The sequence below is a fragment of the Streptomyces sp. NPDC030021 genome, from assembly GCF_055574035.1.
The window spans coordinates 319471-339190 of the sequence record NZ_JBVIAH010000007.1 but is presented as its reverse complement, the minus strand read 5'-3'; the positions used below and the strand labels follow the sequence as shown (position 1 = coordinate 339190).

Below are 19720 nucleotides of genomic sequence, written 5' to 3'. Positions count from 1 at the left end.
GATCACAGATGCCGGCCAAGCAGATGCTGCCGGGGCGGCGGCCGTCCGCCGTGAAGGCGCAGGGCCGCAAACGCCCTGCGGTGCGTTCGAAGCGGCCCGCCGGGCGCGGGCCGCTGGCCCGGCTGCGGCGTACGCAGCGGCAGTTGCAGAAGGCCTGGGACCGCCCGCTCACCGCCTATTACCTGATTTTCGGCAGTTCCCTGCTCATCACCGTGCTCGGTCTGGTGATGGTGTACTCGGCATCGATGATCAAGGCCCTCCAGCTCGGCCTCGGCGACGCGTACTTCTTCAAGAAGCAGTTCCTGGCCGCCCTCATCGGTGGCGCGCTCCTGCTGGCCGCCTCCCGGATGCCCGTCAAACTGCACCGGGCGCTCTCGTATCCGGTGCTCGCAGGCACGCTCTTCCTGATGGTCCTGGTGCAGATCCCGGGGATAGGCGTCTCGATCAACGGCAACCAGAATTGGATCTCCCTTGGCGGTCCGTTCATGCTGCAGCCCAGTGAGTTCGGCAAGCTGGCACTGATCCTGTGGGGCGCCGACCTGCTGGCGCGCAAGGGCGACAAGGGGCTGCTGAGCCAGTGGAAGCACCTGCTGGTGCCGCTGGTCCCGGTGGCCTTCCTGCTGCTCGGGCTGATCATGCTGGGCGGGGACATGGGCACCGCGATGATCCTCGGCGCCGTCCTGTTCGGTCTGCTCTGGCTGGCCGGGGCCCCGACCCGGTTGTTCGTCGGGGTGCTCGCCTTCGCGGGTGCGATCGTCGCACTGCTCATCAAGACGAGCCCGCACCGGATGGACCGACTGGAATGCATCGGTGCGACAGAACCGGGCAAGAACGACCTTTGCTGGCAGGCCGTTCACGGGATCTACGCCCTCGCCTCGGGCGGATGGTTCGGTTCCGGCCTGGGTGCAAGTGTGGAAAAATGGGGGCAACTACCCGAAGCCCACACCGACTTCATCTTCGCCATCACCGGGGAGGAACTGGGTCTGGCGGGGACGCTGTCGGTTCTCGCCCTGTTCGCGGCTCTAGGCTATGCGGGTATCCGCGTGGCCGGACGCACGGAGGATTCCTTCGTACGGTTTGCCGCGGGAGGCGTGACCACCTGGATCACGGCCCAGGCCGTGATCAACATCGGTGCGGTGCTCGGCCTGCTGCCGATCGCCGGAGTCCCGCTCCCGCTGTTCTCCTACGGAGGGTCAGCCCTGCTGCCGACCATGTTCGCGGTCGGACTGCTCATCGCCTTCGCGCGTGAGGATCCGGCGGCGCGCGCGGCCCTCGCGATGCGACAGCCGAAGACCGGCTGGTGGCGGACCGGGGTGAGATGGAAGTCGATGAGACGGCGCGTCAAGAAGCGTCCGTCCGGAGAGCGGTGAATTTCGGTGCATGTCGTACTCGCCGGTGGGGGGACCGCCGGCCACATCGAGCCGGCGCTCGCCCTCGCGGACGCCCTGCGCAGGCAGGACCCTTCAGTGGGCATCACCGCCCTCGGCACGGAGCGCGGACTGGAAACCCGCCTGGTGCCGGAACGCGGCTACGAGCTGGGCCTGATCCCCGCCGTTCCGCTGCCCCGCAAGCCGACCCCGGAACTGATCACCGTCCCCGGACGGCTGCGCGGCACCATCAAGGCCGCGGAGGAGATCCTCCTGCGCACCAAGGCCGACTGCGTCGTCGGTTTCGGCGGCTACGTGGCCCTGCCCGGCTACCTCGCGGCCAAGCGCCTCGGGGTGCCGATCATCGTCCACGAGGCCAACGCCCGGCCCGGACTGGCCAATAAGATCGGCTCCCGGTACGCGCACGCCGTCGCGGTCTCCACCCCCGACAGCAAGCTGCGCGGGGCCCGCTACGTGGGCATCCCGCTGCGCCGCTCCATCTCCACCCTCGACCGGGCCGCGGTCCGCCCGGAGGCGCGTGCCGCCTTTGGCCTGGACCCCAACCTGCCCACGCTGCTGGTCTCCGGCGGCTCGCAGGGCGCCCGGCGCCTCAACGAGGTCATCCAGCAAGTCGCGCCCACCCTCCAGCGCTCCGGGATCCAGATCCTGCACGCCGTCGGGCCGAAGAACGAACTGCCGCGTGTCGACAACATGCCCGGGATGCCGCCGTATGTGCCGGTACCGTACGTGGACCGGATGGATCTCGCGTACGCCGCCGCCGACATGATGCTGTGCCGCGCGGGAGCGATGACCGTCGCCGAACTCTCCGCCGTCGGGCTTCCCGCCGCCTACGTCCCGTTGCCGATCGGCAACGGTGAACAGCGGCTCAACGCCCAGCCGGTGGTCAAGGCCGGCGGCGGCCTGCTCGTGGACGACGCGGAGCTGACGCCCGACTGGGTGCTGAGCCAGATCCTCCCGGTGCTGTCCGACCCGCACCGCCTGTACGAGATGTCCCGCGCCGCCGGTGAGTTCGGCCGCCGGGACGCCGACGAGCTCCTGGTCGGCATGGTCTACGAGGCGATCGCGGCCCACAGGTCCCGCTGAGGCGGGTACCGCAGACGCAGGAGGCACAGGAGTGGCCGGAGGGACGACCGCGCGGCGCGGAACACCGTTTTCTGATCGGTCCGGCCCGGATGCCCACAAGGGCACCGGCGCTCCCAAGCCGCCGAAGGCTCCCAAGCCCCCCAAGGCCCCGAAGCCGGCGCAGAGGTCCGGCCCCAAGGGTCCCGGCGCACGCCTGCGCCGGGGCCCCGTGCTGGCCTCGCTGGCCGCCGCGGTGCTCCTCGCCGCGGGCGGCACCTGGGTGCTCTACGGCTCCTCCTGGCTCCGCGTGGAGAAGGTCGCCGCCACCGGCATGGACGTGCTCACCTCCGAGCAGGTCCTCGGCGCCGCGGCCGTCCCGGTCGGCGCGCCCCTGGTGAGCGTCGACACGGACGAGATCGAGGCCCGGGTCCGCGGCCGGCTGCCCCGCATCGATTCGGTCGACGTGGTGCGGGCCTGGCCGCACGGCATCGGTCTGAAGGTGACGGAACGCAAACCCGTCCTGCTCATCAAAAAGGACGCCAACTTCGTGGAAGTGGACGCATCGGGTGTGCGATTCGACACGGTTCCGAAAGCACCCGCGGGTGTTCCGGTCCTCGAATTGAACGCCGGTCGATCGCCGAGCGCCCGCCGCTTCGACGAGGAGCGGCTGCTGCACGAGGCCGTACTCGTCGCGGGCGCCCTCCCGGAGCCGATCGCCAAGGAAACCGTGCAGGTCAAGGTGGGTTCCTACGATTCGGTCGTACTGGAGCTCACCGGCGGCCGGTCCGTGACGTGGGGGAGCGGTGAACAGAGCGACGCGAAGGGACGCGCATTGAACGCTTTGTTGAAAGCCGCTCCCAAGGCCGCTCACTTCGACGTGAGCGTCCCCACCGCCCCTGCTACGTCCGGGAGTTGACGTCCGGTCCAACAGCGGCGCACCCTGGTTGGCCAGCGATACGGGTGATCACATAGGGTGAAAAGAAAAACGGGAGGTTCGGCGTGTTCGTTGAACACGCGCTACTTGTCGACTTAGTGTCCTGTTCGGAAGAGTCCGAGGAACAGGCACACCCCTAACCCTAAACTTCAGGGTGAGGGTTCGGGTCGGCGCGTTCGGACCGTCCCTATTTCGGCATCAGTCGTCGCAACGCAGGCCCGCGAGGCGGCGACACGTAACTCGAGGCGAGAGGCCTTCGACGTGGCAGCACCGCAGAACTACCTCGCAGTCATCAAGGTCATCGGTGTCGGCGGCGGTGGTGTCAATGCCATCAACCGAATGATCGAGGTCGGTCTCAAGGGCGTCGAGTTCATCGCCATCAACACGGACGCCCAGGCGCTGTTGATGAGCGACGCCGACGTCAAGCTCGACGTCGGCCGTGAACTCACCCGTGGCCTCGGCGCCGGCGCCAACCCGGCCGTCGGTCGCAAGGCGGCAGAGGACCACCGCGAGGAGATCGAGGAGGTCCTCAAGGGGGCCGACATGGTCTTCGTCACCGCCGGTGAGGGCGGCGGCACCGGCACCGGCGGCGCACCTGTCGTCGCCAACATCGCGCGCTCGCTGGGCGCCCTGACGATCGGTGTGGTCACCCGGCCGTTCACCTTCGAGGGCCGGCGCCGCGCGAACCAGGCGGAGGACGGCATCGCCGAGCTCCGCGAAGAGGTCGACACCCTCATCGTCATCCCCAACGACCGACTGCTGTCCATCTCGGACCGCCAGGTCAGCGTGCTCGACGCCTTCAAGTCGGCCGACCAGGTCCTGCTCTCGGGCGTCCAGGGCATCACCGACCTCATCACGACCCCGGGTCTGATCAACCTCGACTTCGCCGACGTCAAGTCCGTGATGTCCGAGGCCGGCTCGGCCCTGATGGGCATCGGCTCGGCCCGCGGCGACGACCGCGCCGTGGCCGCCGCGGAGATGGCGATCTCCTCGCCGCTCCTGGAGGCGTCCATCGACGGCGCCCGTGGCGTGCTGCTCTCCATCTCCGGTGGCTCGGACCTCGGTCTCTTCGAGATCAACGAGGCCGCGCAGCTGGTCAGCGAGGCGGCGCACCCCGAGGCGAACATCATCTTCGGCGCCGTCATCGACGACGCGCTCGGCGACGAGGTACGGGTCACCGTCATCGCGGCCGGGTTCGACGGCGGACAGCCCCCGGCCCGCCGGGACAACGTCATCGGCGCCGCGTCCACCAAGCGCGAGGAGCCGGCCCCGGCTCCGGTCCGCGCCGCCGAGCCGGCCCGCCCGGCCTTCGGCGGACTCGGCTCGGTCACCCCGCGCGAGGAGCCCCCGGCTCCGGCCCCGCCGGCCCCGGTCGAGGTCCAGGCCCCCGCGCCGCAGGTCCCCACGGCCCGGCCGTACCAGGACAGCCCGGCCGAAGAGCTGGATGTTCCGGACTTCTTGAAGTGACACCGGAGCAGCATCACGTGGGCGGCGCCCACTTCGCCTTCACCGACCGGTGGGGCGGAGTGAGCGCCGTTCCGTACGAGGAGCTCAATCTCGGCGGCGCGGTCGGAGACGACCCTGCCGCCGTTCTCGCGAACCGGGCACGAGCGGCGGAGTCCCTGGGCCTGGCGCCGGACCGGGTGGTCTGGATGAACCAGGTGCACGGCCGGGACGTGGCCGTGGTGGACGGGCCCTGGGGCGCGGACGACGAGGTCCCGGCGGTGGACGCGGTGGTGACCGCCCGTCGGGGACTCGCCCTCGCGGTGCTCACCGCCGACTGCACGCCGGTCCTGCTGGCGGACCCCGTCGCCGGGGTCGTGGCGGCCGCCCACGCCGGGCGGCCGGGACTGGTCGCCGGGGTGGTGCCCGCCGCCGTCGAGGCGATGGTCGCCCTCGGGGCCGATCCGGGGCGGATCGTCGCCCGTACGGGCCCCGCGGTCTGCGGACACTGTTACGAGGTGCCCGCCGAGATGCGGGAGGCGGTGGCCCAGGTGGTGCCCGCCGCCCGGGCCGAGACGAGCTGGGGGACACCGGCCGTCGACGTGGTCGCCGGGGTGCACGCCCAGCTCGCCGAGGCGGGGGTGGTGAACAGCGGCCGCTCACCGGTCTGCACACTGGAGTCGCGGGACCACTTCTCGTACCGCCGCGACCGGGTGACCGGACGCCTTGCCGGATATGTCTGGTTGACAGAGCTTTCCCGGGGGACGCCCCCCGGACCGCCGGGGGAAAAGAAGAATGACGGATCGTAAGTCGGAGCTCGCCGAGAACCTGGCGCGGGTGGAGGAACGTATCTCGTCCGCCTGCGCGGCGGCGGGGCGGGGACGGGAAGAGGTGACGCTCATCGTGGTCACCAAGACCTACCCCGCGAGCGACGTACGACTGCTGGCGGACCTGGGCGTCCGTCATGTTGCGGAGAATCGTGACCAGGATGCCGCCCCCAAGGCCGCGGCCTGCGCGGATCTGCCGCTCAGCTGGCACTTCGTCGGTCAGTTGCAGACGAACAAAGTCCGTTCCGTGGCGGGATACGCGCAAGTCGTGCAGTCGGTCGACCGGCCGAAACTCGTGACCGCCCTCTCGGCGGCCGCGGTGAGCGCCGGCCGGGAGCTCGGGTGCCTCGTGCAGATCGCCCTCGACGCGGAGTCGGGGGAGCGCGGGGCCCGCGGCGGCGCGGCGCCGGAGCAGCTCGCGGAGCTGGCGGACCTCGTCGCGGGGGCTCCGGGACTACGCATCGACGGCCTGATGACGGTCGCTCCGCTGTCCGGCCTCTACGCGGGACGCGAACAGGCCGCCTTCGAGCGGCTGATGGAATTGTCATCCCGCATGCGCGTGGACCATCCGGCTGCCACGATGGTGTCGGCCGGAATGAGCGCAGACCTGGAACAGGCCGTGGCGGCCGGTGCGACACATGTACGCGTCGGCACTGCGGTACTCGGCGCGAGACCCCGGCTCGGGTAACGTCGCGAAGAAAGTCGGACCACAGCAGAAAATATGGTCATTCCCGCTGATGGGCGGGCAGACCTAGTGGATCGCGGGCAGTTGGTGACATTCGTGACACGGCGGCACCTGCGACAGGGCGATCCACCACAGAGCGGAGGACTCGGAGAATGGCCGGCGCGATGCGCAAGATGGCGGTCTACCTCGGCCTCGTGGAGGACGACCGGTACGACAACCCGGGGTACGACCCCGACGACGAGTTCGAGCCCGAGCCGGAGATGGAGCGGGCTCGGGAACGGGATCGCCGACAGCAGCCCGTGCACCAATCGCCCGTATCGGATGAACCGGTACGAGTCGCACAGCCTCCGGCGCAGCGCGAACCTATCCCAATTCCGGTGGAAAGCGGACGTCCTGCGCGAATCGCCCCCGTGGCATCCATCACACCTGATCGTACGAACCTGGAGAAGAACGCCCCCGTGATCATGCCCAAGGTCGTCTCCGAGCGGGAGCCGTACCGCATCACGACGCTGCACCCCCGGACCTACAACGAGGCCCGTACCATCGGGGAACACTTCCGTGAGGGCACTCCGGTGATCATGAATCTCACGGAGATGGACGACACGGACGCGAAGCGTCTCGTGGACTTCGCCGCCGGACTCGTCTTCGGTCTGCACGGCAGCATTGAACGCGTGACACAGAAGGTGTTCCTGCTGTCGCCTGCTAACGTCGATGTCACGGCGGAGGACAAGGCCCGCATCGCGGAGGGCGGGTTCTTCAACCAAAGCTAGACCGATCCGTCAGACACGGGGCCGGGAACACAGCGGGAGCAGGGGAGAGGGAAGCGCGGAATGGGTGTCGCACTGCAAGTGATCTACTTCGCCTTGGGGTGCTTCCTCGTCGTGCTGATCTTCCGCCTGGTCATGGACTACGTGTTCCAGTTCGCACGTTCCTGGACACCCGGCAAGGCGATGGTGGTCGTACTGGAGGCCACCTACAGCGTCACCGATCCACCGCTCAAGCTTCTTCGGCGGGTCATTCCGCCGTTGCGTCTCGGGGGCGTGGCACTCGACCTGTCCTTCTTCGTTCTGATGATCATCGTTTACATCCTCATCAGTTTCGTGCGCACCGCTGCGAGCGGCTTGTGAACGATGTGCTTCCCCGCGGGCGCGGGGACAGTCCCGATACGGTCTTGCCGACTGCCGACGACTACGTAGAGGTGAAGAAGACATGCCGCTGACTCCCGAGGACGTGCGGAACAAGCAGTTCACGACCGTCCGCCTCCGAGAAGGCTATGACGAGGACGAGGTCGATGCCTTCCTCGACGAGGTCGAGTCCGAACTGACGCGCCTGCTGCGCGAGAACGAGGACCTGCGCGCCAAGCTGGCCGCCGCCACGCGTGCCGCCGCGCAGAGCCAGCAGCAGCAGGGCATGCGCAAGCCGGAACCCCAGGACCAGCGCGGCCCCGGCGCCCCCGTGCCCGCGGCCATATCCGGCCCGCCGCAGCAGCAGCAGCCGCAGATGGGCCCGCCGCAGCTCCCGGGCGGCCAGCCGCAGCTTCCGCCGGGCCCCGGCGGCCAGGGCCAGCAGGGCCCCGGCCCGATGGGCGGCCCCATGGGCGGTCCCATGCAGCAGCACCCCATGGGTGGACCCCAGGGCATGCAGCAGCAGCCCATGGGCGGCCCCCAGGGCATGCAGCAGCAGTCGATGGGCGGCCAGAACCCGCTCGGCCAGCAGATGCAGCCGATGGGGCAGCAGATGCAGCCGATGGGGCAGCAGATGCAGCCCATGGGTCAGCCGATGCACCAGCAGCAGCCGCAGCTTCCGCAGCAGGGCCCCGGCGGCGACAGTGCCGCCCGTGTCCTGTCGCTGGCGCAGCAGACCGCCGACCAGGCGATCGCGGAGGCCCGCTCCGAGGCCAACAAGATCGTCGGCGAGGCCCGGTCGCGCGCCGAGGGCCTGGAGCGGGACGCCCGCGCCAAGGCCGACGCGCTGGAGCGGGACGCGCAGGAGAAGCACCGCGTCGCGATGGGCTCCCTGGAGTCCGCCCGCGCCACGCTGGAGCGCAAGGTCGAGGACCTGCGGGGCTTCGAGCGTGAGTACCGTACGCGTCTGAAGTCCTACCTGGAGTCGCAGCTGCGCCAGCTGGAGACCCAGGCGGACGACAGCCTGGCCCCGCCGCGGAACCCGGCCGGTCCCGCGCTGCCGCCGTCGCCGTCGCCCTCGATGGCTCCGGCCGGTGCGATGGGCCACTCCATGGGCGGTCCCTCCATGGGCGGTCCCTCGATGGGCGGCCCGTCCCCCATGGGCGGTCCCTCCCCGATGGGTGCCCCGTCCTACGGCGGCAACCAGCAGCAGATGTCCCCGGCGATGACCCAGCCGATGGCTCCGGTCCGGCCGGCTGCGCCGCAGCCGATGCAGGCTCCGTCGCCGATGCGGGGCTTCCTGATCGACGAGGACGACAACTAGGCGCCGCCGCCGTTCTGCGGTCGGCAGCCGCGCTCTACGGGCCGGGCCCGGTTCCCCTTCGGGGGCACCGGGCCCGGCCCGTTTGCGTACCCGTCTGCGGCGCCGTTGCGGGGGCTCCGCCCCGAACCCCGCTCCTCAAACGCCGGAGGGGCTGGATTTCCGGCCCCGCCGCACCAGCCAGCCTCGCCGGCGTTTGAGGCGCGGGGGGTGGGGGCGGAGCCCCCCCGTCTTTCAGCCCCTCCGGCGTTTGAGGAGCGGGGTCTGGGGCGGAGTCCCAGGACATGGCGGGGCAGACGAAAGCGGCCCGTCCCCCCCACCCGGGAGGGGACGGGCCGCTCGGGCCGCGGGTTACGCCTTGCGGAGGCGGAAGGTCAGGCCGAGGGCCTCGTCCGTGAACGGGTCACCGTAGGCGGCATCGGCCTCGCCGGACGCGAAGTCCGTCGCCAGGACCTCGTCCGCGATCAGGGCCGCGTGGTCCGTCAGGGCCGTCACGACCTCCGGGTCCGCGGAGGACCAGCGGAGCGCGATGCGGTCCGCCACATCGAGGCCGGAGTTCTTCCGGGCCTCCTGGATCAGGCGGATCGCGTCACGGGCCAGGCCCGCCAGCCGCAGCTCCGGGGTGATCTCCAGGTCCAGGGCGACCGTCGCGCCCGAGTCGGACGCCACCGACCAGCCCTCGCGCGGGGTCTCCGTGATGATGACCTCCTCCGGCGAGAGGGAGATCTCCTCGCCGTTCAGCGAGATCACCGCAGAGCCGGCCCGCAGGGCCAGGGACAGCGCCGCCGCGTCGGCCGCGGCCACCGCCTTCGCGACGTCCTGGACGCCCTTGCCGAAGCGCTTGCCCAGCGCCCGGAAGTTCGCCTTCGCCGTCGTGTCGACCAGGGACCCGCCGACCTCCGACAGGGAGGCCAGGGAGGAGACGTTCAGCTCCTCCGTGATCTGGGACTGCAGCTCGGGGGAGAGCGCGTCGAAGCCCACCGCGCCGACCAGGGCCCGGGACAGGGGCTGGCGGGTCTTGACGCCCGACTCCGCACGCGTCGCCCGGCCCAGCTCCACCAGGCGGCGGACCAGCTGCATCTGCTGCGACAGCGCCGGGTCGATCGCCGCGCTGTCCGCCACCGGCCAGGTCGAGAGGTGGACCGACTCCGGGGCGTCCGGGGTGACCGGGACGACCATGTCCTGCCAGACCCGCTCCGTGATGAACGGGGTCAGCGGGGCGAGCAGGCGCGTCACCGTCTCGACCACGTCGTGGAGGGTCCGCAGCGCGGCCGCGTCGCCCTGCCAGAAGCGGCGGCGCGAACGGCGGACGTACCAGTTGGACAGGTCGTCCACGAACGCGGAGAGGAGCTTGCCCGCGCGCTGGGTGTCGTACGACTCCATCGCCTCGGTGACCTCGGCGACGAGCGTGTGGAGCTCCGAGAGCAGCCACCGGTCGAGGACCGTGCGGTCGGCCGGGGCCGGGTCGGAGGCGGAGGGAGCCCAGTTCGACGTACGGGCGTACAGGGCCTGGAAGGCGACCGTGTTCCAGTACGTGAGGAGGGTCTTGCGCACGACCTCCTGGATCGTGCCGTGGCCCACGCGCCGCGCCGCCCACGGGGAGCCGCCGGCCGCCATGAACCAGCGCACCGCGTCCGCGCCGTGCTGGTCCATGAGCGGGATCGGCTGCAGGATGTTGCCCAGGTGCTTGGACATCTTCCGGCCGTCCTCGGCGAGGATGTGGCCCAGGCAGACCACGTTCTCGTAGGAGGACTTGTCGAAGACGAGGGTGCCGACCGCCATCAGCGTGTAGAACCAGCCGCGCGTCTGGTCGATGGCCTCCGAGATGAACTGCGCCGGGTAGCGCTTCTCGAAGATCTCCTTGTTCTTGTACGGGTAGCCCCACTGCGCGAACGGCATCGAGCCCGAGTCGTACCAGGCGTCGATGACCTCCGGGACGCGGACGGCCTCCAGCGAGCAGCCCTCCGCCGTGCAGGGGAAGGTGACCTCGTCGATGTACGGGCGGTGCGGATCCAGGTTCGAGTGGTCCTGGCCGGAGAGCTCGGACAGCTCGGCGCGGGAGCCGACGCAGGTGAGGTGGTTCTCCTCACAGCGCCAGATCGGCAGCGGGGTGCCCCAGTACCGGTTCCGGGACAGCGCCCAGTCGATGTTGTTGTTCAGCCAGTCGCCGAAGCGGCCCTGCTTGACCGAGTCGGGGAACCAGTTCGTCTTCTCGTTCTCCCGCAGCATCGCGTCCTTGACGGCGGTGGTGCGGATGTACCAGGACGGCTGCGCGTAGTAGAGCAGGGCCGTGTGGCAGCGCCAGCAGTGCGGGTAGCTGTGCTCGTAGGCGATGTGCTTGAAGAGCAGTCCGCGCGCGTCGAGGTCGGCGGTCAGCTTCTCGTCGGCCTTCTTGAAGAAGATGCCGCCGACCAGCGGGACCTCCTCCTCGAAGGTGCCGTCGGGGCGGACCGGGTTCACGACGGGCAGGCCGTACGCGCGGCAGACCGCGAGGTCGTCGGCGCCGAAGGCGGGGGACTGGTGGACCAGACCGGTGCCGTCCTCGGTCGTGACGTACTCGGCGTTCACGACGTAGTGGGCGGGCTCGGGGAACTCGACGAGCGAGAACGGACGCTCGTACGTCCAGCGCTCCATCTCCTTGCCCGTGAAGGTCTGGCCGGTGGCCTCCCAGCCCTCGCCCAGGGACTTCTCCAGCAGCGGCTGGGCGACGACGAGCTTCTCCGAGCCCTCGGCGCCGGTGCGCGTGGCCACCACGTAGGTGACCTCGGGGTGCGCGGCCACGGCCGTGTTGGACACCAGGGTCCACGGGGTCGTCGTCCAGACCAGGAGCGCCGCCTCGCCCGCGAGCGGGCCCGAGGTCAGCGGGAAGCGGACGTAGACCGAGGGGTCCACGACCGTCTCGTAGCCCTGGGCCAGCTCGTGGTCCGAGAGGCCGGTGCCGCAGCGGGGGCACCAGGGGGCGACGCGGTGGTCCTGGGTGAGCAGGCCCTTGTTGAAGATCTCCTTCAGCGACCACCACACGGACTCCACGTACTCGGGGTCCATGGTCCGGTAGGCGTCGTCCAGGTCGACCCAGTAGCCCATCCGGGTCGTGAGCTCGGTGAACGCGTCGGTGTGGCGGGTCACGGACTCGCGGCACTTGGCGTTGAACTCGGCGATGCCGTACGCCTCGATGTCCTGCTTGCCGTTGAAGCCCAGCTCCTTCTCGACGGCGAGCTCGACGGGCAGGCCGTGGCAGTCCCAGCCGGCCTTGCGGGCCACGTGGTAGCCGCGCATGGTGCGGAACCGGGGGAAGACGTCCTTGAAGACGCGGGCCTCGATGTGGTGCGCGCCGGGCATGCCGTTCGCGGTGGGCGGGCCCTCGTAGAAGACCCACTCGGGGCGGCCCTCGGACTGCTCCAGGGTCTTGGCGAAGGTCTTGCTCTCGCGCCAGAAGTCGAGGACGGCGTGCTCAAGGGCAGGCAGGTCGACCTGGGCGGGTACCGGGCGGTACTGCGGCGGTGTGGTCATGAGGCTGAACTCTTCCTCCGGCGGGGTGTCGCTTCCGTCCGGAGGGACGAGAGCACTGCTGCTCCCGCGGTACCACCCTCCTTGGCCGCCGGACGGATCCGGTGGCCCCCTCATTGGGGTGCGAAGCCGGTTCTACTCGCCGTACGGGGACCCCGTGCGGGCTTTCTTCCGGCGGCTCAGGGGTGATCCTTCACATCGCGCTCGCCCCCGGGCTCTCACCGTCCCCGGGTCGCTCCTGGCTGCGTACGACGCTACTCGTCCCCGTCCATGCCTTTCGCTGGGCCCAGTGTACGGGCCCGGGGGGCGCACGGCAGACCGGTTTACGGGGGCCCGTACGGGGGCTGCCGGCCCGGCGTGGCGGGGTTGCGGGGAGGGCCGCGCGTGATCCCGGCGCGCCCCCGGCGTGACCCGAATGGGCCTGCGCTGCCGCTTCCGGCTCGGGTGGGGCGGGAGTGGCGGATTACCGGGGCTCCTGATGGGCACAACGGATGCAGGTTGACCTCGATGGATGCGTGCCCCGTTGCCGCGGGGCCGGTGTCGATTTATCGTTCCGGCACGATTCGCGAGCAAAGATCACAGTATGTGAAGGGGTCGCGGCCATGGTGGCGAAGAAGACCGCCGGGAGTACTGCCAAGAAGGCTGTCGGGAAGGCCGCCGGGAAGGCGGCGGTCTCAGAGGACGCGGCTCCCGCCAAGAAGGCGACCGCTGCCCGTAAGACCGCTGCCGGCGCGCTCGCTCCGGACGGGAAGGCGACCGCCGTCAAGAAGACGACCGCCGTCGAGAAGCGGACGGCCACGGCCAAGAAGGCCGCGGCCGAGGGGGCGGCACATGCCGCGAAGAAGACGGGAGTCCGGAAAGTGGTTGCCAAGAAGAGCGCGGGTACGGCGAGGAAGACGGCCGCGGCCGCCACCAGCGGGCTCCCCAAGGCACGGGCCACGGCGGCCCTGGCCCCCGGCGAGCTCGCCGTACGGCCCGGGGAGGACCCCTGGACCCCCAAGGAGGTCGAGGACGCCCGTGCGGAGCTCCTGTCGGAGGTGCTGCGGCTGCGGGCCGAGCTCGACGCCTCGGAGGCGGCGATCTCCGGCCTGATGCGGGACTCCGGGGACGGCGCGGGCGACGACCAGGCCGACACGGGCACCAAGAACATCACCCGCGAGTCCGAGCTGGCCCTCGCGGCGAACGCCACCTCGATGCTGGAGCAGACCGAGCGGGCCCTGGAACGGCTGGAGGCGGGCACCTACGGCCTCTGCGAGAACTGCGGGCAGCCCATCGGCAAGGCCAGGATGCAGGCCTTCCCGCGGGCCACGCTGTGCGTGGACTGCAAGCAGAAGCAGGAACGGCGGCACTAGCACGGTCGGGGAGGTGGGGCAGGCGGCGCGCGGGGGCCCTGACGTACCCTCGTGTTCCGTCAGGGTCCAGGAGGAGCCTGGTTCGAGCTAGTTCGAGGGACTCACGTGGCAGAGGCGGAGCGCATCATCGGTACGCCGGAGGTCGGGGACGACACCCAGCCGGAGTCCGCCGGGCCCAAGGGGCGCCGTCGGATCACGGCTCTGCTCGTCGTGGCGGTGCTCGCCTACCTGCTCGACCTCGGCAGCAAGATGCTGGTCGTGGCGAAGCTGGAGCACCAGCCGCCGATCGAGATCATCGGTGACCTGCTGAAGTTCGAGGCGGTCCGCAACCCGGGCGCCGCCTTCGGCTTCGGCGAGGCCTTCACCATCATCTTCACCTGCATCGCGGCCTCGGTGATCGTGGTGATCGTGCGGCTGGCCCGCAAGCTCTACAGCCTGCCGTGGGCGATCGCGCTCGGCCTGCTGCTGGGCGGCGCGCTGGGCAACCTGACCGACCGGATCTTCCGTTCTCCGGGTGTGTTCCGGGGCGCGGTCGTCGACTTCATCGCGCCCGCCCATTTCGCCGTCTTCAACCTCGCGGACTCGGCGATCGTGTGCGGCGGCATCCTGATCGTCCTGCTGTCCTTCAAGGGTCTGGACCCGGACGGGACCGTCCACAAGGACTGATCGCGGGACGGCCCGTCCGCCCCGTCCTGCATACTCGACGGGTGAGTACGATTCCCGAGATCCGCACCCTGCCCGTTCCCGATGGCCTTGAGGGCGAGCGCGTCGACGCCGCCATCGCCCGTATGTTCGGTTTCTCCCGGACGAAGGCGGCCGATCTCGCGGCCGCGGGAAAGGTGTCGGTCGACGGCAGTGTCGTCGGGAAGTCCGAGCGTGTGCACGGTGGCGCCTGGCTCGAAGTCGAGATGCCCGAGCCGGCCCGGCCGGTCGAGGTCGTCGCCGAGCCCGTCCCCGGGATGGAGATCATCCATGATGACGACGACATCGTCGTCATCATGAAGCCGGTCGGCGTCGCCGCCCACCCGAGCCCCGGCTGGACCGGCACCACCGTCATCGGTGGCCTCGCCGCGGCCGGCTACCGCATCTCCACCTCCGGCGCGTCCGAGCGCCAGGGCATCGTGCACCGCCTCGACGTCGGCACGTCCGGCCTGATGGCCGTCGCGAAGTCGGAGCGCGCCTACACCTCGCTCAAGAACCAGTTCCGCGAGCGGATCGTGGACAAGCGCTACCACGCGCTGGTGCAGGGCCACCCGGACCCGATGAGCGGCACGATCGACGCGCCGATCGGCCGCCACCCCAGCGCGGACTACAAGTGGGCGGTGATCCAGGACGGCAAGGAGTCCGTCACCCACTACGACCTCATCGAGGCCTTCCGTGCGGCCTCGCTGCTCGACATCAAGCTGGAGACCGGGCGTACGCACCAGATCCGCGTGCACATGTCCGCGCACCGGCACCCCTGCGTCGGCGACCTGACCTACGGCGCCGACCCGACGGTCGCCAAGCGGCTCGGCCTGACCCGGCAGTGGCTGCACGCGGTGCGCCTCGGCTTCGAGCACCCGTCGGACGGGCAGTGGGTCGAGTTCGAGAGCACCTACCCGGCGGACCTGCAGCACGCGCTGGACGTGATCCGGGCGGAGAGCGAGTGACCTCGCCGGTCGAGGTGCGGGTCGCCGCCTCGGAGGAGGACCTGAAGTCCTGCTTCGCGGTGCGGTCCGAGGTCTTCGTGGTCGAGCAGTCGGTGCCGGAGTCGATCGAGTACGACGCGTACGACGCGGACGCGGTGCACGTCCTGGCCGTCGGTGCGGACGGGGTGCCGCTGGGCACGGGCCGGCTGCTGTACGGGGACGCGGCGCTCGCGAAGACCGGCGGCGCGGAGGGCGTGGGCTCGCTGGGACGGCTGGCCGTCGCCAAGTCCGCGCGCGGGCTCGGCGTGGGCGTGGCGCTGGTCCGCGCGATCGAGGCCGAAGCGGCTCGTCGGGGCCTGGTGGCCGTGGACCTGGGTGCGCAGACGCATGCGTTGGGCTTCTACGAGCGGCTGGGGTACGTGGCCTACGGCCCGGAATTCCAGGACGCGGGCATCCCCCACCGCGCGATGCGGCGTCCGCTGGCGTAGCCGGGGCGAGGCTGAATCTTCAGCCTCGCCGGCGTTTGAGGCGCGGGCGCGGAGCGCCGTAGGGGGTTCGGGGCGGAGCCCCGACACGGCCCCCGACCCGCACCGCCAAGCGCAGCGGACTGGCAGGGTGGGGGAGTGGATCAGCTTGCTCTGCTGTTCGTGCTCCTGCTCGGGGCCGTGGTCACGGTGCCGCTGGGGGACCGGCTCAAACTGCCCGCGCCCGTCCTGATGACCATCGGCGGGGTGATCCTCGCACTGGTGCCGGCCGTGCCGAACGTCGAGATCCCGCCCGAGTTCATCCTGCCGCTGGTGCTGCCGCCCCTGCTGTACGCCTCCGTGCAGCGCACGTCCTGGCGGCAGTTCGCCGCCAACGTCCGGCCCATCCTGCTGCTGGCCGTGGCCCTGGTGTTCGTCACCACCGGCGCCGTCGCCGCCGTCGCCAACGCTGTCGTGCCCGGGCTGCCGATCGCCGCCGCCCTCGCCCTCGGCGCGCTCGTCGCCCCGCCCGACCCGGTGGCCGCCACCGCCGTCGCCGGATCGCTCGGGCTGCCCCGCCGCATGGTGTCGATCCTGGAGGGCGAGGGGCTCTTCAACGACGTGACGGCGATCGTGCTGTACCACGTGGCCGTCGCCGCCGTCGTGAGCGGCAGTTTCTCCTGGCCCGACGCGCTCGGGGAGTTCGTGCTCTCCGCCGTGGTGGCCGTGGCCGTCGGGCTCGCGCTCGGCTGGATCGCCAACCGGCTCATGGGGCGGCTCGGCGACGCCACCCTGCAGATCGGGCTGACGCTGCTGGTGCCGTTCGTCGCGTACGTCGTGGCCGAGGAACTCCAGGGGTCGGGGGTGCTGGCCGTGCTGACGACGGCCCTGTTCCTCGCCGAGTACGCGAGCGACGCCGACGACGTGCTGGGGCGCCTTGCCGGGCACACGTTCTGGGAAGTCGTCGACATGCTGGTCACCGGCGTGGCCTTCGGGCTGATCGGGCTGGAGCTGCACAACGTGTTCGGCACGGCCGAGGACCGGGTGTGGGAGATGGCCGGGTGGGCGGCGATCGTGGTCGCGGTGGTGGTCGGCGTACGGCTGCTGTGGCTGCTGCCGGCCGGCTGGCTCGCGAAGAAGCTGCACCAGCGGCGCGACTACGACGAGGAGATCCCGCTGAGCTGGCGGGAGAGCGTGGTGATGTGGTGGGCCGGGATGCGCGGAGTGGCCTCGGTGGCCCTGGCGCTCGCCATTCCGCTGCGGACGGACGCCGGTGAGCCCTTTCCCGGGCGGGACCAGATCATCTTCATCGCGTTCGCGGTGATCATGACGACCCTGGTGTGCCAGGGGCTGACCCTGCCGTGGCTGGTACGGCGGCTGGGGGTGGAGGCCGACACGGACGCCGAGCGGGACGCGGAGCGGCAGCTGGCGATCCGCGCGGCCAAGGCCGCGAAGCGGCGGCTGAAGGAGATCGAGGAGGTGGAGGAGCTCCCGGAGGACCTGGTCGAGCAGCTGTACCGGCGCGCGTACGACGTGGGGGCCAGGATCAGCCCCGACATGGTGGACGAGGAACGGCGCGAGGCGTACGCGAAGCGCGTGGAGCGGCTCCACCACGTCCAGCGGATCCAGCGGGAGATGATGTCGGCCGCCCGCCACGAGATCCTGGCCGCCCGCAGCGAACCCGGCTCCGACCCGGAGATCGTGGACCGGGTGCTGCGGCACCTGGACGTACGGAGCCTTCGGGCCACCTAGGCCGGCCGGGTCACGAGGCGTTCCAGTCCACGCAGGAAGCGGACGTACGGGGACCAGCGGGCCGGGCGGGCGACCGTGCCCGTGCAGGCCAGTTCGGCGCGGTCCAGGCCGTCCTCCAGGACTGCGTCGTGCATCGCGCGGATGGCCAGCGGCCAGGTGATGCGGCTGATGCCGCTGAGGTTCATCGCGATGGTGTGCCGCAGCACGGTGCGCCCGGCGTCGAGGGGCAGCGCGGTGAACTCGTGGAAGCCGTGGAAGCCCCGGGGTCCGGTGAACGTGAACCGCACCCAGGTGCCCGGCACGTAGGCGGCCACCGTGTAGCGCACCGGTCCGTGTCCGCCCGCCGCTCCGACCCCGAGGGGGCGGTCGAGCTCCATGTCCTCCCACAGGCGGCCGGGCCACAGCCGGTCGTCCTCCCCGCCGGACAGCGTGTCGATCAGTGCGCCGACCTCGCTCTCCTTCGCCGCGATCACGCGTTCGTGCAAGTTGTAGACGCCCATGGACGGTCCTCCCCATCGCATTATTAGAGAGGGGTCTCTAATAATCTGGAGGGTACTCTCTGATTCATGGCGAGACCACCCCGCTTCGACACCGACCAGATGCTCGACGCCGCCGTCCGGCTGGCCGCCGCCGCCGGGCCGGGCGGCGTGACCATGTCCGCCGTCGCCCAGGCGATCGGCGCGCCCAGCGGCTCCATGTACCACCGCTTCGCCGGGCGCAGCGCCCTGCTCGCCGAGGTGTGGCTGCGCAGCGTCGAGCGGTTCCAGGAGGGCTACTTCGCCAGCCTGCACAGCGACGCAGACCCGCGCCGGGCGGCTCGCGCGGCCGCCCGGCACGTCGTGGGGTGGAGCCGCGCCCACCCCGAGGAGGCCACCCTCCTGCTCTACGGCCCGTGGGAGTTCGGCCGCGCCGACTGGTCCGAGGAACACACCGGCCGGGCCGATTCCGGCAACCAGCGGGTGTACGCCGCCATCGGCGCCCTCGCCGCCGCCCTCGGCGCGACCGGGCCCCAGGACCGGGACCGCGTCACCCTGGCCCTGATCGACCTCCCGCTATCGGTCGTCCGCCGCCACCTGCGCGCCGGCGGCCCGCTGCCGCCACACGCCGAGGACCTGGCCGAGGAGTGCGCGGCTTCGCTCCTGCCCGCTTCCTAGGGGGCCTCCGCTGCCGGGGTCGTGGCGATGTGGGGGAGGGCGTAGGGGTGCTCGGCCACCAGCCAGGTGATCAGGCGTTCGCGGACCGCGCAGCGCAGCGTCCAGAGGTCGTCGGCGTCCTTCGCCGTGACCGCCGCGCGGACCTGGACCGTGTGCGGTGTGGTGTCCGTCACGGCCAGCCCCCCGCCGCGGCCGTCCCACTCCGGGATCTCCGCCAGGATCTGCTGGAGCCGCTCCCGCATCAGGTCGATCGGCGCGCTGTGGTCCAGGTGCCAGAAGACCGTGCCGGTCATCTGCGCGCCGCCGCGCGACCAGTTCTCGTACGGCTTGCTCGTGAAGTAGGACACAGGCATCGTGATGCGCCGCTCGTCCCAGGTGCGGACCGTCAGGAAGGTCAGGGTGATCTCCTCGACCCGGCCCCACTCCTTGTCGACCACCACCGTGTCGCCGATGCGGACGGTGTCGCCGAAGGCGATCTGGAGACCGGCGAAGAGGTTGCTCAGCGAGGCCTGGGCGGCGATGCCCGCCACGATGCCGAGGACGCCCGCGGAGGCCAGCAGCGAGGCGCCGAGCGTCCGCATCGGGGGGAAGGTCAGCAGCATCGCCGCCGCGGCGACCACGATCACCACCGCCGTGACCACCCGCTGGATCAGGGTGACCTGGGTGCGGACCCGGCGTACCCGGGCCTCGTCCTCGGTCACCGCCGCGTAGCGCGCGTACGTCGAGTCGACCACGGCCGTCGCGATGCGTACCGCGAGCCAGGCCGCGGAGGCGATCAGGACCAGGGTGAGGAACCGGCCGACGCCGAAGGCGTGGTCGGGCAGGATTCCGGCCCGCCGGTAGGAGGCTCTGAGCAGCGAGGTGCAGAGGACGACCTGGAAGGGCAGCCGGCAGTGGCGCAGCAGGCCCCACAGGGGGGTCTCGGTGTGCCGGGCGTCGGCCCGGCGCAGCAGCAGGTCCAGCAGCCAGCCCGCGATCAGGGTGGCGACCAGTGCGCCGCCGATGACCGTGACGGGGCGCAGGACGTTCTCCATCTCCATGGGTACGAACGTAGCGGGAAGCGGTCCGCGGGCCTCTCC

General features: G+C 71.0%; 17 protein-coding genes and 1 pseudogene. 15 read left to right on the top strand and 3 right to left on the bottom strand.

Annotated features, from left to right (window positions below):
• Positions 1-8 precede the first annotated feature (8 nt).
• The 9 genes from ftsW to ACZ4YL_RS16860 all read left to right on the top strand — a co-directional run bounded on the left by ftsW (position 9) and on the right by ACZ4YL_RS16860 (position 8787).
• Positions 9-1370: a putative lipid II flippase FtsW gene (ftsW, locus tag ACZ4YL_RS16900; RefSeq protein WP_468117187.1), complete on the top strand. Its 1362-nt coding sequence runs from the start codon at positions 9-11 to the stop codon at positions 1368-1370.
• A gap of 6 nt (positions 1371-1376) precedes the next feature.
• Positions 1377-2471 (top strand): undecaprenyldiphospho-muramoylpentapeptide beta-N-acetylglucosaminyltransferase, encoded by a 1095-nt coding sequence (gene murG, locus ACZ4YL_RS16895; protein WP_468117185.1) that lies wholly within the window; start codon positions 1377-1379, stop codon positions 2469-2471.
• Between the two features lie 31 nt (positions 2472-2502).
• Entirely contained in the window at positions 2503-3366 is an 864-nt protein-coding gene (locus tag ACZ4YL_RS16890) for a cell division protein FtsQ/DivIB (RefSeq protein WP_468117183.1), read from the top strand.
• Between the two features lie 279 nt (positions 3367-3645).
• The gene (ftsZ, locus tag ACZ4YL_RS16885) at positions 3646-4851 is read left to right on the top strand and encodes a cell division protein FtsZ (protein ID WP_468117182.1); all 1206 of its coding nucleotides are present in this window, start codon (positions 3646-3648) and stop codon (positions 4849-4851) included.
• Positions 4852-4868: 17 nt separating this feature from the next.
• The gene (pgeF, locus tag ACZ4YL_RS16880) at positions 4869-5636 is read left to right on the top strand and encodes a peptidoglycan editing factor PgeF (protein ID WP_468117180.1); all 768 of its coding nucleotides are present in this window, start codon (positions 4869-4871) and stop codon (positions 5634-5636) included.
• Complete coding sequence (locus tag ACZ4YL_RS16875; protein ID WP_468117178.1) at positions 5623-6342, top strand: YggS family pyridoxal phosphate-dependent enzyme; 720 nt, start codon at positions 5623-5625, stop codon at positions 6340-6342. Before pgeF ends, ACZ4YL_RS16875 begins: the two co-directional genes overlap by 14 nt.
• 149 nt (positions 6343-6491) lie before the next feature.
• A complete protein-coding gene (locus ACZ4YL_RS16870; protein WP_468117176.1) occupies positions 6492-7109 on the top strand; it encodes a cell division protein SepF in 618 nt (205 codons plus the stop codon).
• Between the two features lie 60 nt (positions 7110-7169).
• Positions 7170-7466 carry a YggT family protein gene (locus tag ACZ4YL_RS16865; RefSeq protein ID WP_030012625.1) on the top strand — a complete coding sequence of 99 codons (297 nt, stop codon included), beginning with the start codon at positions 7170-7172 and terminating at the stop codon, positions 7464-7466.
• A gap of 82 nt (positions 7467-7548) precedes the next feature.
• Positions 7549-8787 (top strand): DivIVA domain-containing protein, encoded by a 1239-nt coding sequence (locus ACZ4YL_RS16860; RefSeq protein WP_468117174.1) that lies wholly within the window; start codon positions 7549-7551, stop codon positions 8785-8787.
• A gap of 348 nt (positions 8788-9135) precedes the next feature.
• Here the strand turns inward: ACZ4YL_RS16860 and ileS are convergent, their stop codons facing one another.
• Complete coding sequence (gene ileS / locus ACZ4YL_RS16855; protein ID WP_468117172.1) at positions 9136-12294, bottom strand: isoleucine--tRNA ligase; 3159 nt, start codon at positions 12292-12294, stop codon at positions 9136-9138.
• Positions 12295-12893: 599 nt separating this feature from the next.
• On the opposite strand from ileS, the gene ACZ4YL_RS16850 reads away from it, so the two are divergent.
• The 5 genes from ACZ4YL_RS16850 (at position 12894) to ACZ4YL_RS16830 (ending at position 17487) form a co-directional block, all read left to right on the top strand.
• On the top strand, positions 12894-13643 hold the full coding sequence (locus tag ACZ4YL_RS16850; RefSeq protein ID WP_382550732.1) for a TraR/DksA family transcriptional regulator: 750 nt from the start codon (positions 12894-12896) through the stop codon (positions 13641-13643).
• Between the two features lie 123 nt (positions 13644-13766).
• Complete coding sequence (gene lspA, locus ACZ4YL_RS16845) at positions 13767-14309, top strand: signal peptidase II (protein ID WP_258309950.1); 543 nt, start codon at positions 13767-13769, stop codon at positions 14307-14309.
• Positions 14310-14350: 41 nt separating this feature from the next.
• Positions 14351-15292: an RluA family pseudouridine synthase gene (locus ACZ4YL_RS16840; RefSeq protein WP_468117170.1), complete on the top strand. Its 942-nt coding sequence runs from the start codon at positions 14351-14353 to the stop codon at positions 15290-15292.
• Positions 15289-15759: a GNAT family N-acetyltransferase gene (locus tag ACZ4YL_RS16835; RefSeq protein ID WP_468117168.1), complete on the top strand. Its 471-nt coding sequence runs from the start codon at positions 15289-15291 to the stop codon at positions 15757-15759. The genes ACZ4YL_RS16840 and ACZ4YL_RS16835 overlap by 4 nt, the downstream gene beginning before the upstream one ends.
• Before the next feature lie 135 nt (positions 15760-15894).
• Positions 15895-17487, top strand: a complete 1593-nt coding sequence (locus ACZ4YL_RS16830; protein WP_468117167.1) for a Na+/H+ antiporter — start codon at positions 15895-15897, stop codon at positions 17485-17487.
• On the opposite strand, the gene ACZ4YL_RS16825 is transcribed toward ACZ4YL_RS16830, so the two are convergent.
• On the bottom strand, positions 17484-17987 hold the full coding sequence (locus ACZ4YL_RS16825) for an SRPBCC family protein (protein ID WP_468117165.1): 504 nt from the start codon (positions 17985-17987) through the stop codon (positions 17484-17486). The genes ACZ4YL_RS16830 and ACZ4YL_RS16825 overlap by 4 nt on opposite strands.
• A gap of 66 nt (positions 17988-18053) precedes the next feature.
• On the opposite strand from ACZ4YL_RS16825, the gene ACZ4YL_RS16820 reads away from it, so the two are divergent.
• Positions 18054-18641, top strand: a complete 588-nt coding sequence (locus tag ACZ4YL_RS16820; RefSeq protein ID WP_468117163.1) for a TetR/AcrR family transcriptional regulator — start codon at positions 18054-18056, stop codon at positions 18639-18641.
• Here ACZ4YL_RS16820 and ACZ4YL_RS16815 read toward each other — a convergent pair.
• A pseudogene (locus tag ACZ4YL_RS16815) lies at positions 18641-19675 on the bottom strand (mechanosensitive ion channel family protein); the annotation flags it as partial. The gene ACZ4YL_RS16820 and the pseudogene ACZ4YL_RS16815 sit on opposite strands and share 1 nt — an antisense overlap.
• Positions 19676-19720: the final 45 nt, after the last annotated feature.

Bases quoted from the DNA above. Each gene is read 5' to 3' on its own strand.
- ACZ4YL_RS16875 (WP_468117178.1), top strand. From the start codon at position 5,623: ATGACGGATCGTAAGTCGGAGCTCGCCGAGAACCTGGCGCGGGTGGAG.
- ileS (WP_468117172.1), bottom strand. From the start codon at position 12,294: ATGACCACACCGCCGCAGTACCGCCCGGTACCCGCCCAGGTCGACCTG.
- ACZ4YL_RS16825 (WP_468117165.1), bottom strand. From the start codon at position 17,987: ATGGGCGTCTACAACTTGCACGAACGCGTGATCGCGGCGAAGGAGAGC.
- ACZ4YL_RS16870 (WP_468117176.1), top strand. From the start codon at position 6,492: ATGGCCGGCGCGATGCGCAAGATGGCGGTCTACCTCGGCCTCGTGGAG.
- ftsW (WP_468117187.1), top strand. From the start codon at position 9: ATGCCGGCCAAGCAGATGCTGCCGGGGCGGCGGCCGTCCGCCGTGAAG.
- ACZ4YL_RS16820 (WP_468117163.1), top strand. From the start codon at position 18,054: ATGGCGAGACCACCCCGCTTCGACACCGACCAGATGCTCGACGCCGCC.
- ACZ4YL_RS16850 (WP_382550732.1), top strand. From the start codon at position 12,894: ATGGTGGCGAAGAAGACCGCCGGGAGTACTGCCAAGAAGGCTGTCGGG.
- ACZ4YL_RS16865 (WP_030012625.1), top strand. From the start codon at position 7,170: ATGGGTGTCGCACTGCAAGTGATCTACTTCGCCTTGGGGTGCTTCCTC.
- ACZ4YL_RS16860 (WP_468117174.1), top strand. From the start codon at position 7,549: ATGCCGCTGACTCCCGAGGACGTGCGGAACAAGCAGTTCACGACCGTC.